This is a genomic window from Shewanella frigidimarina (assembly GCF_003797125.1).
Lineage (GTDB): Bacteria > Pseudomonadota > Gammaproteobacteria > Enterobacterales > Shewanellaceae > Shewanella > Shewanella frigidimarina.
Genome location: NZ_RKKE01000001.1, coordinates 563092 through 580311, shown reverse-complemented (window position 1 = coordinate 580311; position 17220 = coordinate 563092). Strand labels below are relative to the sequence as shown.

Below are 17220 nucleotides of genomic sequence, written 5' to 3'. Positions count from 1 at the left end.
GTAATAGACAGTCAGTTATGATGATCTTTGCTTAAAAAGTGTGTGGTTGATTTACGCTTATAGTAATACGTAACCTTTTAATATTTTGGCAAATGATTCATATCTGTTCTAATCTTTACATTCAGATTTAAAGATATTGTAGTTAAAGATATTGTAGTTAAAAATATGGCTACTCAAAGTGTGAGTTGTTGTTGCTTCAGCATAGGAATACAGCATTAATGGCCATTTCCAATTTATGGGCAAGTGAGCTTGAGTATCGTCGTACAGTATTAAAGGCAGTGTTAATTGTCATTATTGTTGCTGGCGGTATATTTGTGGTTAATAACTGGTTTAATGATTTTAAATTGTATGCCATGGTTGAATTAGCGGTGGTATGTCTTTGTATTGGCATTCTTTTTATTCATAAAACCACCCCAAACCTCACATTGTGGTGCTTGGTTTTTTTGTTTGCACTTTACAGCGTTATTTTAATTGGCATTTACAGTGCTTCATTTAATTCCGGGCTATTTACTTGGCTGTTTATTATTCCTGTTTTGTCGTATCTGTTGCTGGGTATAAAGCTAGGTACCCTATACACCTGTGTGTATATGATAGGTGGTGTGGGTATTTTGGTTAATGCTTTGTTGTTAGATATTGCAAAAATTTACCCAATTACTATCGCCAATATTGTTTTATGTTTGGCTGCTATTTGGGCTTTGTCTTTTAGTTATGAATATAAACGAGCTGAAGCCGTTGAACGGTTACAAAAGATGGCATCACTTGACCCGTTAACTGGGCTAAATAATCGTTTATTGTTAGATTCTATCTTCGACATGTTGTGTGAAAGTTTACCCGAGCAGCATCAATCCGTATCGGTGTTAATACTTGATCTTGACCATTTCAAACGGATCAATGACCAATATGGTCATGATGTCGGTGATAAAGTACTGGTAGAGGTGTCGCGTATTATCAATAGTGTACGGCGTCAAAATGACTGGGCTTTTCGTTTAGGCGGGGAGGAGTTTTGTATGCTAATTCCTGATTCAAATTTACAGCAAGCAGGTCAAATAGCGGAACGTTTACGCAAGGCTGTTGAGCTCGTTACCGTAATTGATGGCAGTGAGCTAAACCTTAGCATTAGTATTGGGGTATCACGTTGGCCTGAAGACGGTGCACATTTTTCGCAAATTTATAAAACTGCCGATGCGCGCTTATATCAAGCAAAAACGTTAGGACGAAATAAAGTGATTACTACTTTAAATGAACAGCCAACCATTAACACAGAGGCTAGCATCGAAGTGCAGACTCTTACTGATTAGCCCTGTTGAACTATTCGATTTTTGAGATAAACCGGCTATTACGAAGTCTTATGGGGGCGTTTAATAAAGCTACTTTATGCAGTTGAACATGACTAAACGCTTGTGCTTTTTAATACTTTGTTTGTGCTCTCCAAGCTTTGCGAAAACTAACTTTTAACACTTTTGAACAATGACTATTACTCTGTTACTAATGTTTTTACCGTTAATCTCTCTTGATTCGATAAACGAATTTGAATGCCGTCAACAGTCGTAATTCGCTGGGCTTCAATATCTTTTTTACGCACTTTGTAGCTGTCTGTCATCGCTTCAATGGGGGATGTAATCGTAACTTCAACGACGGTGTTATCGTCATACCAACTCCAGCCCCAATAGCCTGCAGACGCTAACATCGACACCGCAATCATAGTGTAAATAATGACTCGACTAAAAAGTGGCGATTTTTGTGCATTTGCCATTTCTGCGATGCGATTAACTTTATGTCCTCGTCCACGGCGCAAGTAGACAATAGCGCCAAGTATTACCAATATTGTGACTAAAATTTTTGTTAGCACGTTATCTTCCACCAATCATTAATTAACCACAATTATACAGCTCATTGAATAATTTAACGTTATCTAGCACACATCAAGCGTGCTAATTAATATTGTCTATTCAGTTGTCAATATAGCCATATACGGCCCCAGATGAATCAGAGTCATTGTTTACTCATCGAAGGTTCTCCAGCTAAGGGTCTCGATTTAGTCACAAACACTATCATGTATTGGTGTGACGGTTGTGCTTCAAGGGTGAAAAAAATACAGTGCTCATATTTAATGTTACAAAGATTTGATATGACATAAATTTGGTATTACAACGATTTCAAAACCCTCTATAAAGAAGCACAAGAGTGCTATCACTTGATGTGTCTGAATTCAAATCACTTCATTGCCAACAAACTCATCGCGAGGTGAATTTTGCGTCCAATTGTTATTCATAACTCAAGTTTTAGAGTAAATAATCAATACATTTTGTAAATGCGATTGATAATCGTTGTTATTAGTATTAGCTTGTTTGTCGCTAAATGTAGATAAGTTGAAAGGACGCTTATTGTAGAAGCGTGAATATCTTTTATAAATACTAAATGGAATATGTAATGAAAATCAATACTTTACAGTTTAATAAATGTAAATTGGCTGTTGTATGTGCTTCTGCACTCTCTTTGAATAGTTACTCTGCTATAGGGGAGGAAAACGTAGAAGAGACGAAAGGCAGTATTGAAACCATTAGTGTGGTGGGCCATAAACTGACCGAGCTGAGTTCTAATAATAATGGTGGAGCCTTGGGTAATAAAACCTTATTAGAAACCCCTTTTTCAGTAGATGTTATTTCACTTGAAGATATAGAAATCCGCCAGGTTAATACTCTGGATAGTCTTTTTAGTAGAGAAGCGTCTGTATCGGTTGATGGTAGTGCTTACAGTACCTTTGGCTCAACTATTCGTGTTCGTGGCTTACCTTTAGACTATACCAATAGTTTTAAAATTAATGGTATGTCTATCAATAATTTTAGTGGTGAACTTCCCTATGAAGCCTTCGAGCAAGTTACCTTACTAAAAGGAGCCTCTGGCTTCATGTATGGGATGGCTGCACCTGGTGGAGTTGTTAACTATGTGACCAAAAAAGCAACAGACGATAAATTTATTGTTGATGTTGGCATACGCAGTGACAGTGTATTTAGTGGCCATATTGATGCCAGTAAGCGTTTAGGTGATAACGATGAGTATGGTGTTAGGGTCAACCTTGTTAAAGAGTCGGGCGACACGTATTTAGAAGATGGCACAATTGATCGTAATACTGCAGCTTTAGCATTTGACGCACAATTAACCGATTCACTTTATTGGACTGTTGATGTTATTTATAACGATCGCTTAACTGAAAATTCATGGACTACAATGAATAATTCGTTAGACAGTACTGATTTGCTTCCTGATACCGTTAGCGGTACTCGCAGTATTGGAGCTGACGGTACCTTCGATGATTACAAAAATATCGTAGCGTTAACCAGCCTAAATTGGGACATTAATGATAACTGGAGTGCTCGTCTTGAGTATGATTATTCTAAGAATGAGACTCGTTGGGTAAAAAGCTTAGCCTACTTACTCAATAGTGATGGTGATGTTAATATTTCTTTATATGACCAGTATTTTGATGTTAATTATGATCAAATTCAGGCTGTGATTAACGGTGAGTTTGAAACCGGTAGCATTCGACACAACCTGTTGTTAGGTGCGTCATATCAGAAGTCTACAACGTATCGGAATGATCCGCATCGCGTAGTAATGTGGGGTTATGGAACCGATAATCTGTTTAATCCTGTTGAGCTTCCAACCTATAATTCAACCTTAGAAGATAATCTATCTATGGCTTGGATTGATAAACAACAATCGGTTTATCTCAGTGACTTTATTTCGCTAACCGATCAATGGGAAGTCTTACTCGGTATTCGATCTAATCAAATTGAACATACGCCAAGCGAATATTTCTCTTCATACCAAGCTTACAATGAAGACAGCGCCCTAAGTCCTACTGCTGCATTGATGTTTAAACCTGATGATAAAACAACATATTATGTCAGCTATGTTGAATCGTTTGAGGGGACAACGTCGTATGTTGGCGAGACTTACGCAAACGCTGATGAGCTACTAGAACCATTAGAAAGTAAGCAATATGAATTGGGTGTTAAAACTGCTGGTGATGGTTGGTCTTTAACGTCGGCACTATTTCGCATCGAACGAGGCGCCACACTGGTTACTGGTGATAATTATTTAGTACAGGATGGACTTAGCATTTATCAAGGTTTGGAATTTAGTGGAGCATGGGAAGTCACTGATAATTTATCTCTATACGGTGACTTGATGTTATTGGATGCCACCTATGACAAAACAAATTCAGCGGTGGAAGGCAATGACGTTGCTGGTACACCAAGTCAACAGTTTAGCTTGCAGACTAACTATGAGGTCGATGCCGTGCCTGGTTTAGCTGTTAATTTAGGCGCCAAATACTTTGGTGAAACAACATTAGATTCTAATAATACCTGGGAATTACCTGCTTATACTTTGTTTTACACCGGTGTTAGCTATAGCACGGTGATTGACGACAAAACGCTAACCATTATTGGTACCGTTGATAATTTATTCGACGAAGAGTTTTGGGCAGCGGGTGATGCTTATGGTGCATTGCGTATCGGTGAACCTCGTAGTTTTGCTGTTAAAGTAAAGATGAGTTTTTAAGCATTACACAATATGTTAATCACTTCATTATTAACATATCAATGGCCGTTAATTGACTACTTTTATCGGTCTAAAATAACGCTATGTAAACTCATATTGATTAACCGTTAACCTATTAACATATTGCTGTAATGCGATATCGGCTACTGAAATGAGTTAGTTTTACATCTATTGCGAGGATTTATTAAATGTGGCCTTTGTTGGCATTATTATTAACTGTTATCGGCGCAATGCTTATTTATCTCACTAACAAAAATCAACAGTTTATACAAAAACCATTGGTTAAGGCTTGGCGATTTGGAACCTTAATTTATTGGTTATTAGCATTGTTGATCTGGTTGAAACTATACACCATGAGTGCTGCAGTTTTTATTTGGTTATTCACCATTATCATATTTGTTATTTGTATTCCTTTATTGAGTATAAATGGATATTTAGTCAAACCCAAAAGGAATGATTGATGACTAGGCTTACAGCGGATGAAAAAATCCAGCCTCATTGGTGGCTAAAAACATTAGCCGGCTCAATATTGGGACTAACGTTGGCGTATGCCTGTGTTGGTATTTTTGCTTGGTATGGTTATGGCGGTATTAATGCCCCTGTAAAAGTGCAATTTAACATGTGGATGGTGAGTCCCATTTGGTTATTAGTGTTGGCGTTTAGTTATTTATTTAAAACGGGTTTACATGCCATCGTTTATTTAACATTAGCGAATGTTGTGGTGTGTAACGTATTCTTTTTACTAAGGTGGTTAACATGAGAGTTCGCGGAGATATTCTACGTACATATCAATCCATCCATACATGGACAGGTATTATTGCCGGTTTAGTACTCTTTATTGGTTTTTATGCTGGTTCATTGACGATGTTTAAGGAAGAAATTACTCAATGGGCGACACCGCCAAGCCATCAATTACCACAAGTACCAAAAGAACAGTTTGATCAATTAATCTTACAAGCATCAACAAATTTTGATAAAGCCCAGCAAAGTTTTACGGTTAACTTTAATCAACAATTATCGCCGCTTACATGGTTTGAACAGGGCGGTGGCCGTGGTTTACATTTAAATAATGTCATGAGGCACGCGACCTTGTCAGATGAAGGGGCGTTAGTTACCCAAGTTAACCCCACGAATGAACTCGGAGAGTTGATTGATATGCTTCATCGCACGGCTGGCATAGCAGGAAAAGCCGGGCATGAAGATATTGGTGTTCTCGTTTTAGGGGGGGCATCAGTGCTATATTTTTTAGCATTAGTGTCTGGTGTTATTTTTTTATTACCGACGTTAGTTAATAGCTTTTTAGCGATAAGAAAGAACAAAGGCGTAAATCGTTTTTGGCTCGATAGCCATAATTTAGTCGGTATTATTAGCTTACCGTTCCATTTGATTATTGCTTGGACTGTGATTGTGTTTGCTTTTCATGATGTTCTTTATGGTGGTTTAAGCCTGGTATATGGCGATGAACCCATGTTCGAGCGTGGTGAGAGATCAACAATAGAGTACTCAATTGAACAGCTTCCGCCTATTTCAAGCTATCTTCAGAAAGTTAATGAAATGACCGACGGTTACCATGTGGAATCAATGGCTTTCTCTGATTTATCAACAACAAATCCAATGGTTGGCATTACCATTATTAACGAACGTGAAATGATGCGTGTCAATTCTGGCGATTTTATTTACATGAACCCTTATACCTATGATGTTGGCTACAGTAGTATTCCGTTGAAAGATAATGATATTTATACTCCAATGGTTGCTAGCTTTTTTTCGCTACATTTTGGCGGCTATGCTGGAGATTTAGGTCGTTGGGTTTATTTTTCTTTGGGCTTACTTGGGGCATTTTTATTCTATAGTGGTAATTTATTATGGTTAGAAAAGCGTCGACAAAAACAACCAATACAGAATAAATCCAGCCGTTTTATGGCATCTTTGACCGTGGGTATGTGTTTAGGCTCAATATTAGCCGTAATGATAACGATGCTTTCAAGTAAATGGTTGTATCTCATTAGTGCTCAGGTTAATAACAATTATCTTATTTGTTATTACGTAGTATTTTTTAGCGCATTAATTTATAGTTTTGTTGTTGGTGCGGCTAAAAGTGCTATTTACTTACAATACCTATTATTTGTGGCTTGTTTATTAATACCAATCACTTCAGTTGTGTCTTTTATTATGCCGAGCTTAGGGCTGTGGGTACCCATTTACTTTCCGAGCATGGTCGTTGAGTTTATTGCGTTAGTTTTTTCGGGTGTATTTTATTATGGTGCGATTAAAACTAAACAGCGTGTTTATTATGGTGAACGTAATAGCATATGGGCTTTACCGTTAACAACCGCTACGGAGTAAATTAAAGAATAAACTAAGTTCTCGTTATTAGCGGCACCAATACTATTGGTACCGCTAATAACGAGAACTTAGTAATATTTTCATAAGTAACTTTTACACGATAAAACATCATCATCTGTAAAAACTACAAAAATAATTATGTAAACATATCTTAACTTCTCACCATTAAATATAAATCTTACTTTTATCAGTTGCTTGCGTTTTTGTTGATTTAGTTTAAATGTGGCATGCTTTTCGCTTTATAAAATAGGGTAACAAATATTTAGGCGTATTTTTTTATTAATGTAATATAAATTGACCCAATCTATTTATCGTAATAATGTGTTAATTGGACAGTTTTTATTGCCCCTATTTATTTCAGCGTGATATCACTCTATAAATTTTGTATTTAAGGAGATTAGAAATGGCTACAACAAAGGCAAAAAATCAAGATCCACAGCAGAAAATTGAAGATGCTTATCATTTAGCTGAAGAAGCGACATCAGAGGCTGTTAATTCTTTGAAAGATAAAGCTAAAGAATCATTAAATGAAGGCTCTGAAAAAGTTAAATCGGCAACAACTCAAACGGAAAATATGATTAAGGAGCATCCTTTATTAAGTGTCGGATGTGCTTTTTTAGCCGGGTGGGCAATTTCGAAACTGATAAAATAACACAGCGGCCGGAGGGATTTTATTATGGAAAACACAGATGATGTGTGCAGCAAAGATAAAATCTCCGATGGCACGCAGAGCGAGCCTCATGTTAACTCAGATGAAATGAACGTTAACGTTGAAGAAATTAAAGATATTTTTAATAAAGTATCGAAATTAGCTCAAGAGGTTGGACAGTGGTCAGAGTCTACAGTCCAACTTTTCTTCATGGAAGTATTACGAAATGTTGCCGCAGCAAAACAGTTTTTTGTTTGCCAACTTTTATTTATTCCGTTATTAGTTCTCTTTATCTTCAGTTTATGTGTTTGCACCGGGATTGTGCTTTACAGCATTACTCTCAACATACTTATTGGGGTAGGGGGATTTTTGCTCGCAATGATGTTGGTTTTAGTCGGTTTACTGTATTGGCAAAAACGGCTGATTCGTTTTTTTGGCTTCAAAGAGACAGTCTCCCAATTAAAGGAGGGTATCGATGTCATCTCTAAAGCATCTAAATCATTCGATTAAGTTAACACGCATGCAGGGGAAAGACTCTGTTAGACAGTGCGAGTTAACACTTAATTTATTATTCCATTCTGTTAAAAAGCAGACTCGAAAACATCCTTTTGGGGTCACGGTTGGTGTCACCATAGCCACTTTTGTTTTTGCCAGGTTTAGAAAAAACATTAGATCTCTTTATCCTTTAGCTTCTCTAAGCTTTAATTATGCGGAACAATATCGCAATTCAAAACCTCAAGAATAAAACCAATCAATAAATCATGATGATAGCCATTTTCTTGCCCATTATATGATCGAGTTAATACTTTGAACTGTTGTGAGTCTGAATAAGTGGCAGTGTGACCAATCGCAAATATTTCAAAGATGTTAATTATTAACTGATTAAAGTCGTGAGTCATCACATACAAATAATGCTGATTGTTTAATAATCAGCATTATTTAACTCAACGACGTTTATTATATCAACATGACCACAAAAGATATCATCGATGAAGAAGTCACTTATCCGTCGGATTATATGATCCTTTCAACAACCGATTTAGACAGTATTATTACTCATGTTAACGATGACTTCCTAGCAGTCAGTGGTTATAAAGAAGATGAGCTAATTAATAAACCCCATAATATTGTACGCCACCCAGATATGCCTAAAGCTGCATTTAGTGACCTATGGGACACCATTAAGCAAGGGAAAAGCTGGATGGGATTGGTGAAAAATCGCTGCAAGAATGGTCAGTATTATTGGGTTAACGCTTATGTGACCCCGATTAAACGTAACGGTATTATTTGCGAGTACCAGTCGGTAAGAACTCAGCCAGAAGCAGAGCTCACTGAACGTGCTCAAGCCTGTTACGATGCCATTAATGCTGGCAAAGCTGCTAAGCCTAAGTTTGGTGCAAGTATTATTACGAAACTTTTTTTGGCTTGGTTGCTATCTGTTGGTTTACTGATGTCCTTACCTTACTCAAGTGGTTTTTTCACCGTAGTCGCATTTATTGTTGCCATTATCTGTTTTTGTCGGCCTCTTTATGTTCTTAAACAGCGTTTTAGTAACATGTTGATGTTAAGTGAAAAAATACATGATAATCCACTAAATCAATTTGTTTACACCGGTTATACCGATGAGCTTTCTCACATAGAATTAAGTCTACGGATGCAAAAAGCTGAAACGCTGGCTGTGGTTGGACGTATAAAAGACAGTGGTGAGGAATTACAGCAAGGTTTAGAAGAGCATCAACAGCAAAATCAGGCCAATCAAAATCAGTTGGTAACCCAGTCACAAAATCTTGAACAAGTTGTCACCGCCATCGGCCAAATGAGCACGTCTGTTACTGATATAGCTAAAAATACGACAAATTCAACCACAGAAATTCATCACTTAGTTGAACAAATAGAGTCAACTAAGATGGCATTGGCCAACAGTCAAATCGCGACTACGGAAATTAATCACTTATTGGAAGAATCCCGTGTTGCTATTTCTTCGCTGAATAAGCAATGTCAAAATGTAAACCAAGTTGTTGAGGTGATCGAGAGTATTGCACAGCAAACTAACTTGCTTTCGCTCAATGCCGCCATTGAAGCCGCTAGGGCTGGAGAGGCTGGTAGAGGGTTTGCTGTGGTCGCGGATGAAGTGCGTAACTTGGCAAGTCGCTCGGCAACTTCTGCTCATGAAATACACGCTATTATAAATTCACTTAGCCGCACAACTGCAGAAGCCGTTGCACAAATGGAACAAAGCCATGTGTTAACAGATAAGAGTATTGATTCTGGCAACATGCTCGAGAAAAGCCTGATTTCGGTTAGTGAAGTGATGAGTATTATCGAAAGTAATGGCGAACAGATTTCCGTAGCGGCAGAAGAGCAAGCCGCTGTTGTTAATCAAATTTATAGCAATGCGATGATATTACAAGATGGCATAAATCAATTCGAACAAAATTGCCAAAATGCAGCAATACATAGTCAAGAAATTAGTGGTCAGGGTATACGTCAAACAGAGTTGGTAAATCAATTTAATTAACCTTTTCGAATCGCCATCGCAGTAAAAGTGAATCATTCACTATGGTTCTAACAAAGGTAATGTTGCTCATTTGTACTGTAGCCATTCAAAATAGTGTCGTGATGAGGAAATGCAAATCTTCAAGCGTGCCATCATTAACATAATGAGCCACACAATAAGTATTATTATCTATTGAGTTAGCGCTGTTATTTTATGCGATTAACTCTATTGTAAATTGCTTCTGTTAATTGTTTTTTTATTTGGTCCTCACCACAAAATTCTGCAAATCCGAGTCCCCATCCGTGTGGATTCACTTGAGTTGGCAATTCAACTACTCGGTAACAATAATCACCCTGTTTTACGATTCTGTTAGGGTCTAGCCTATGATTAAAAGTATGCGGTTGGCTGATATCAATTTCTGGTGCGAGTTCTATAAAATCAAGGTTAGAGTCCATTTCACTCATAGTGCCTGTCGGCTTATTTTGTAATGCAGTTTGTGAGCCTATGAGAGTGTCTAATGCTGCAATATTATTTTGTTGTATAAAATGACTAGTGGCTTGTTGTATTGACGCGAATGAAGGCGCAGATTTGTTTACGTCAGTGGTCGTGTCTGGTTTTATTTGATTAGGCAATGCATTAGGTATTTTTGCACTCGCAGTCGATTGTATGTTGTTGGGCTTATTGTTTGATGGCATCACGTTATCGAGGGTGTTGTCTTTATTTAAGGAGGTCTGCGTCTCTGTAGTCTTTATGGGCGTTGATGGGCTCTCGTCAATTTGAATATCAATTTGAATATCAACATCAACATCAATATCAGCATTTATATCAACAATGGGTGGTTTACTCTGTACGTGTGGGGCATTTTTTATGTCATTAAGCTTGGGTGGTAAACTTGTTTGGGTCATTGATTCGTATTGCGTTGAAGTTATGAGATAGCTTTTTATTGCGGTTGTCGAAGGTTTAACCACTAAAGCTGACACTCGTTGCGTCGTGTCTTGGTACCAAAACGCAATCAGCACATAAATCAATAATACATGGATGATGAATGCCGTGAGTACAGGCTTAAGCCAATATACTTCTTTAGAGGAGTGTGTTGAAGATCGAGAGTGATGTGGCTCCCAGCCAACCGTTATTACTTCCATTTATATCAATCACTTTATCGCAGTATTATCAGTCCTTTTTTTGATTGTTAACAGAACGTAAAGTTCATAAATTGATGTGGATAAATGTATCTTGCTTGAGAAAAAGGCAAAAACTCTGTTAATTGGTCGATTTTATCGAAAGAAAATCACACTATTATGCAATATTTATTCAGTTAACTGACTGCTATGATTACATCATTATTTTTATCGCCGAGGTTTTTATGAAAGTATTACAGCGTTTTAGCGCCTTACCCGCAATGGACGGTGATGGCGTGAACATCAATCGTGTTGCCGACTTTGATAAGCTTCGTTTTGATCCATATTTAATGATCGATGAGATTAAGTCTGATGATGAACAAGATTTTATTGGTGGTTTTCCGCCGCACCCACATAGAGGTGTAGAGACTTTTACTTATATTCGTAAAGGCGGATTTGAACATCGCGATCAAATGGGCAATGTTAAACCTATTCGTGCGGGTGACGTGCAGTGGATGAGTACTGGCAGTGGCGTGGTGCATTCTGAAATGCCATTAACAGATGCCAAAGAAGGGCTGCATGGGTTTCAAATTTGGATCAATATGCCTGCAAAACACAAAATGCGTCCACCTATTTATCAAGACACCAGCAAACAGGCTAACCCACGTGTAGAAAACGAACACGGCGCAACACTTATTGCCTTGGCGGGGAGTTGGGGTTTTAATCATGAGCCACATAAGATTACCTCAACGATTCAAGGTTTAGCTGGCCATGGTGCTATTGCGGATTTAACGTTAACTGAATATGGTCATGGCACGCTGAATCTTGCCGAACATCAAACCGTTTGCGTTTATGTGTATCAAGGTGAGCTTAACTATATTGATGCACAAGGTTTGCGAGAAACCGCAAGAGCAGGGCAGTTTTTAGCTTTAGATGCACTTGAAGTCTGTCATTTTCAAACCGAGGCCACTGGAACTGGATTGTTAATATTAGCAGGCAAGCCGATTAACGAAAAAATTGTTCACATGGGGCCGTTTGTTATGAATACCCAGGCAGAGATCGAACAAGCTGTACGCGATTATCAACAAGGTCACTTTGGCCAAATTGCCTAACGTTAACCTCAAAATAAGCTGAATTATCGATAAATATTTGTCAGCGAACTAGGAATAAAATTGCTACAATAGCTGACATCTGGCTTAGGTTTGTTTTAAGGCCTTTGCTCACACCAATCTTATTTATTATCTGTTCCTTCAGGCAAGATAAATCGTTCGCAAATAGCGGTAAGCATTTTTCATATAACATCATTGTATATGCTAATTTTGTTCCGCTATTTAATGATAATTTTGCACGTTATTGGCTCATTTATGTAATGGCATTGGTATATATTTTTGCAGCTTTTACCTGCTTTTTACCTTTCGATATCAGAGGATATTTGCCTTGAGTCAGTCTACAGAACCGGTCGTTAACACGGCTTTTACATCACTTAAATTAAAACCTGAATTGCTTGAAAACCTCCAAACTATGGGTTTTGAATCGATGACTCAGATCCAAGCTGAGAGCTTACCGCCTATTTTGGCCGGTGAAGATGTTATCGGCCAAGCGATGACGGGTTCAGGTAAAACAGCTGCCTTTGGTTTAGGACTGCTCAATAAACTTGATGTAAAACGTTTTCGCATCCAAACCATGGTGCTATGTCCAACGCGTGAGCTAGCCGACCAGGTAGCGAAAGACATTCGTACCTTGGCCCGTGGTATTCATAACGTTAAAGTGCTGACACTGTGTGGTGGCGTACCAATGGGACCGCAAGTTGGTTCATTAGAGCACGGTGCACACATCATTGTCGGTACCCCTGGTCGTATTGTTGATCATTTAGATCGCAACCGTTTAGATTTAAGTAACATGAACATGCTGATTTTAGATGAAGCCGACCGCATGTTAGAAATGGGCTTCCAACAGCATATTGATCAAATCATTGCCGCGGCACCTCGTGAGCGCCAAACATTGTTGTTTAGTGCCACTTTCCCAGATCAAATCCAAGCGATTGCCGATCAAATTCTGTATAAACCGGTAATGGTTAAAGTTGAAGCTAAGCACGATAACCTCACTATCGATCAGCATTTTTATCGTATTGAAGATAACCAAGGCCGTCTTGAGGCATTGCGTTTATTGTTATTAGATAAGCAGCCTGGAAGCGCAGTCGTGTTTTGTAATACCAAGCGTGAAACCCAACAAGTGGCAGACTCATTACATGAGTTTGGCTTTAGCGTACTAGCGTTACATGGTGATTTAGAGCAGCGCGATCGCGATCAAATGTTATTGCAGTTTGCTAACCGTAGTGCGCGTATTTTAGTTGCTACCGACGTAGCAGCACGTGGTTTGGATATTGATGAGTTAGACGCAGTATTTAACTATCATATTGCTTACGATACTGAAGTGCATATTCACCGTATCGGCCGTACTGGCCGTGCTGGCAGTTCTGGAGCCGCATATACTTTCTTTGGTGAAGAAGACGGTTACAAAATGGCGATGATTGAAGAAGCCATGAACAAAGATGTCGTCAGTGAGCCTTTACCGCCAATGAGTGCGCTAAACAAACAACCGCTTGCTGCTGAAATGATCACCATTCAGATTGAAGCTGGTAAAAAGCAAAAAATCCGTCCAGGTGACATTGTTGGGGCATTAACGGGTGGTAATGGTTTAGATTTTAACGATATTGGTAAAATTAAAGTGACTGATTTTCGCGCTTACTTTGCCGTAAAAAGCAATGTGTCGAAACAAGCGATGAATATCATCAGTAAAGGTAAGTTGAAAGGCCGTAGCTATCGTGCTTGGTTCATGTAACTGAATCTTTTGCTATCTGCAGGGTAGCCATCGATTGATAATCGATTGGTTATGCCTGAATAATAAAAAAGCCGCTGAACAATGTTCACCGGCTTTTTTATGCCCTATCGCTAGTTAGCTTTTAACTTTAGCGTTGGCATAAGGATTACTGCTTGAAACTACTGGTGCAGTGCCACTGCGACGTGGTGGACGATTACGCTGTGGTGGTTTATTACCATTCGCTCTAGCTTCTGCTTTAGGATCTACAGGCTTATCGTGACTGCGTGATGGTTGGCGAGAGTCAGGTTTACGCGCTGGTTTATCACCATGAGCGCCATCATTTGCATGCTGTTGAGCATGTTTACTGCGATTCGGGTTTGGCTTTTTAGCGCTATTACCGCCAGATCTGCTACTCGCTTCAGGGATAGTGAATGGTGCTTCAAAACCAGCAAGTTGCTTACGTTCAATAACGCGATTGATTAAACGCTCGATATCATGCAGTAATTTAACTTCTTCAAGACCCACTAATGATACTGCTTGACCTGTTGAACCAGCACGGCCGGTACGGCCAATACGATGCACGTAATCTTCAGGTACGTTAGGTAAGTCAAAGTTAACCACAAATGGCAGTTGATCGATGTCGATACCACGTGCGGCAATATCTGTTGCAACCATGACTTGTACTGCACCGGCTTTAAAATCTGCCAATGCTTTAGTACGTGCTGTTTGGCTTTTATTACCATGAATGGCAGCGGCTTTGATGCCAGCAGCTTCAAGGCTTTTCGCTAAACGGTTGGCACCATGTTTGGTACGAGAAAACACTAACACCTGTTTCCAATCATTGGTTTTAATCAGTTCGATTAGCGCCATTGACTTGCGGGTTTTATCTACTGGATACACACACTGGGTCACAGTGTTTGCTGTTGCGTTACGCGGTGTAACTGAAATTTCTACCGGATTGTTAACCAATCCTTTCGCAAGTTCACGAATTTCATTCGAGAATGTTGCTGAAAACATTAAGTTTTGACGCTTAGCGGGTAATAATGCTAATACTTTTTTAATGTCGCGAATAAAGCCCATGTCTAGCATGCGGTCTGCTTCGTCTAACACTAGAATTTCTAATTTGCTAAAGCTAATGGCTTTTTGCTGGCATAAGTCGAGTAAACGGCCTGGTGTTGCGACTAAAATGTCGACACCATTTCTGAGTGCAGCTAGTTGTGGCACGATGGACACACCACCAAATACTACAGCTGATTTTAACGGTAAGTTTACACCGTAAGTTGCGACGCTTTCTTGTACTTGCGCGGCAAGCTCGCGTGTTGGTGTTAATACTAGCGCACGGACTTGACCACGTTGCGCTCGTTCACCTTTAGATAATAATTCTAAAATTGGCAGGGTAAAACCAGCTGTTTTTCCTGTCCCAGTTTGTGCTGCTGCCATTACATCTTGACCGGCTAAAACAGCTGGAATTGCTTGTGCTTGAATTGGAGATGGGGTGTCATAACCTTGTTTTTCAACCGCTTTTAAAATAGCAGCATTCAGACCAAGTGAGGAAAAACTCATAGAAAAATCTCTTTGGGCAACGCATTGTTGCTTTGAATAAAAGGTAGCCAGTAACGGCGGCCGTGAAGCTTACCTGAAAACCTCTTTGAGTGCTATCAAATCCCTGTGTGGGCAACGATATATACTCTTTGATTGTTATTAATAATCGGCTATTTAATGGTGGAAATGTATCGCTTATGATCGCCAAATACAGTGATTTAATGAAATCGTGTTAATCTAAAGACCAGAATCAGTGCTAAAAGTCGACTTATTACATACAATAAAATGGTAACTCGTTTTCTATCTAAATATTCAGCGACTTAGCTGAGGTTACTTAACTTAAGGTGTCTCTTACTGATGAAATTAACGGCACAAATACATATTGAGAAAATGGCGTATGAGCTGCGTGATCATGCTCATGCCGTGATCAAAAATGTGCTGTTAATGTCTAATATTTCAACCTTATCTCTTCAACTCGCTATGCGTGAGTTAGCCCAACATAGCCGAGTGGCGTTACATTTTCATCCCGATCAAATTGATAACCGAGGCCTCACCGTCATTGATGGTTTATTGCGTGATGGGGTGTATAAAAGCCAGTTTGAAACCCATGTTTCTAATGGTCATTTATCACCCGAGCTAGGCGGTTCACGAGACCATTGGGAAAACCAATTATTTGGTCACAGCTATTCTGGGATTAAACATCGGCCTAAATACGGTGCGTTAGATTTTGGTTTGTGCCCCTTAGGCCCCGCACCTCGTTTTGGCAGTTGTTATTTAATCACACACCCTCAAATATTGTCTCGATGTACTTTTAGTTACATGGACTCACATCGGTTGCCCAAAGAAAAGGGTACCATAAAGTGTTTTGATGCGATTTTAGCGGCATTACTCAGTGAAAGTTTTGAGCGTCAATATGCCTTGGGGGTTTCTGGGCTTAAACCGAGTAAGTTGATTGAACATTTTAGTCAGCATTTAACCGATGATATTAGTCGCCGTTTTGATCTGGCCCCTAGCGGTAATTTAGATCATTATATTGAAGCTCAAATTCATGGTGATGTGTCGCTGGACCAAGATATTGCTATATTAGTGGCAGATCCATCTTATATGGGCACAGCTATTGGCGATTCATTAATCGCCTTGTGTCACGAGTACGGAATTGAGTTGCATTGGCATCAAGGACGTCAGATTAATGTGGCACAAATACCAGATGATTTTCGTGGTGCAGCGATGCCTATTTTGGCGCAAAGCCTTGCCGAAAATGAGTTGATTAATGCAGAGATTATTGGCCGAGCGGCCTATCAATTGCAAAAACAACCCGCTTCATGGAGTGAGCGTGGCGCACATTCTAAAAAACGACAAGACTTAAAGCTACTCTGGCACGTATTGGTAAAATACGGGGAGAGTACTGGTCAATAAATGTTATTACCCGCAGTAAATTACCTTCACTCGTATTGCCTCCTTTTGGTTCTTTTCACACATTAGTTTGGTTTAGTCGCTCAACATGTTTGCGCTGAACACTGTAATATTGTGTCGCAATTAACAATGTTATTTGTAAAAGATGCACTTTATTGAATCTGATAAGTTTCAAGCTGATAGTGGCTAAATTTAATCTTTAAATAAGGCTTTATTAGCAAAATGTGAATCAGATAACATTTACACTGTTTTAGGTGTTAACTCGATGC

13 protein-coding genes are annotated in these 17220 nt (G+C 39.0%); 10 read left to right on the top strand and 3 right to left on the bottom strand.

What is annotated here, in order from left to right; translation table 11 throughout:
- Window positions 1-218 precede the first annotated feature (218 nt).
- Window positions 219-1298 (top strand): GGDEF domain-containing protein, encoded by a 1080-nt coding sequence (locus EGC86_RS02540; RefSeq protein WP_123776531.1) that lies wholly within the window; start codon window positions 219-221, stop codon window positions 1296-1298.
- A 176-nt stretch (window positions 1299-1474) separates the two neighbouring features.
- Here EGC86_RS02540 and EGC86_RS02535 read toward each other — a convergent pair whose 3' ends face one another.
- Window positions 1475-1849: a hypothetical protein gene (locus EGC86_RS02535; protein WP_011638665.1), complete on the bottom strand. Its 375-nt coding sequence runs from the start codon at window positions 1847-1849 to the stop codon at window positions 1475-1477.
- A gap of 581 nt (window positions 1850-2430) precedes the next feature.
- Here EGC86_RS02535 and EGC86_RS02530 point away from each other — a divergent pair.
- The 6 genes from EGC86_RS02530 (at window position 2431) to EGC86_RS02500 (ending at window position 10079) form a co-directional block, all read left to right on the top strand.
- On the top strand, window positions 2431-4566 hold the full coding sequence (locus tag EGC86_RS02530; protein WP_245423088.1) for a TonB-dependent siderophore receptor: 2136 nt from the start codon (window positions 2431-2433) through the stop codon (window positions 4564-4566).
- Window positions 4567-5026: 460 nt separating this feature from the next.
- Window positions 5027-5326: a hypothetical protein gene (locus tag EGC86_RS02520; protein WP_123776529.1), complete on the top strand. Its 300-nt coding sequence runs from the start codon at window positions 5027-5029 to the stop codon at window positions 5324-5326.
- Window positions 5323-6912: a PepSY-associated TM helix domain-containing protein gene (locus EGC86_RS02515; RefSeq protein WP_123776528.1), complete on the top strand. Its 1590-nt coding sequence runs from the start codon at window positions 5323-5325 to the stop codon at window positions 6910-6912. Before EGC86_RS02520 ends, EGC86_RS02515 begins: the two co-directional genes overlap by 4 nt.
- Window positions 6913-7315: 403 nt before the next feature.
- Entirely contained in the window at window positions 7316-7564 is a 249-nt protein-coding gene (locus EGC86_RS02510) for a hypothetical protein (RefSeq protein ID WP_011638660.1), read from the top strand.
- Between the two features lie 24 nt (window positions 7565-7588).
- Window positions 7589-8071: a hypothetical protein gene (locus EGC86_RS02505; protein WP_011638659.1), complete on the top strand. Its 483-nt coding sequence runs from the start codon at window positions 7589-7591 to the stop codon at window positions 8069-8071.
- A gap of 457 nt (window positions 8072-8528) precedes the next feature.
- Window positions 8529-10079, top strand: a complete 1551-nt coding sequence (locus EGC86_RS02500) for a methyl-accepting chemotaxis protein (protein WP_123776527.1) — start codon at window positions 8529-8531, stop codon at window positions 10077-10079.
- A gap of 185 nt (window positions 10080-10264) precedes the next feature.
- Here EGC86_RS02500 and EGC86_RS02495 read toward each other — a convergent pair whose 3' ends face one another.
- A complete protein-coding gene (locus EGC86_RS02495) occupies window positions 10265-11200 on the bottom strand; it encodes a hypothetical protein (protein WP_123776526.1) in 936 nt (311 codons plus the stop codon).
- Window positions 11201-11421: 221 nt separating this feature from the next.
- On the opposite strand from EGC86_RS02495, the gene EGC86_RS02490 reads away from it, so the two are divergent.
- Window positions 11422-12288 carry a pirin family protein gene (locus tag EGC86_RS02490; protein WP_123776525.1) on the top strand — a complete coding sequence of 289 codons (867 nt, stop codon included), beginning with the start codon at window positions 11422-11424 and terminating at the stop codon, window positions 12286-12288.
- 325 nt (window positions 12289-12613) lie between these two features.
- Window positions 12614-14017 carry an ATP-dependent RNA helicase DbpA gene (gene dbpA / locus EGC86_RS02485; protein WP_059745546.1) on the top strand — a complete coding sequence of 468 codons (1404 nt, stop codon included), beginning with the start codon at window positions 12614-12616 and terminating at the stop codon, window positions 14015-14017.
- Between the two features lie 114 nt (window positions 14018-14131).
- Here dbpA and EGC86_RS02480 read toward each other — a convergent pair whose 3' ends face one another.
- The gene (locus EGC86_RS02480; RefSeq protein ID WP_123776524.1) at window positions 14132-15559 is read right to left on the bottom strand and encodes a DEAD/DEAH box helicase; all 1428 of its coding nucleotides are present in this window, start codon (window positions 15557-15559) and stop codon (window positions 14132-14134) included.
- A gap of 336 nt (window positions 15560-15895) precedes the next feature.
- On the opposite strand from EGC86_RS02480, the gene EGC86_RS02475 reads away from it, so the two are divergent.
- Complete coding sequence (locus EGC86_RS02475) at window positions 15896-16954, top strand: DUF3626 domain-containing protein (RefSeq protein ID WP_123776523.1); 1059 nt, start codon at window positions 15896-15898, stop codon at window positions 16952-16954.
- Window positions 16955-17220 lie beyond the last annotated feature (266 nt).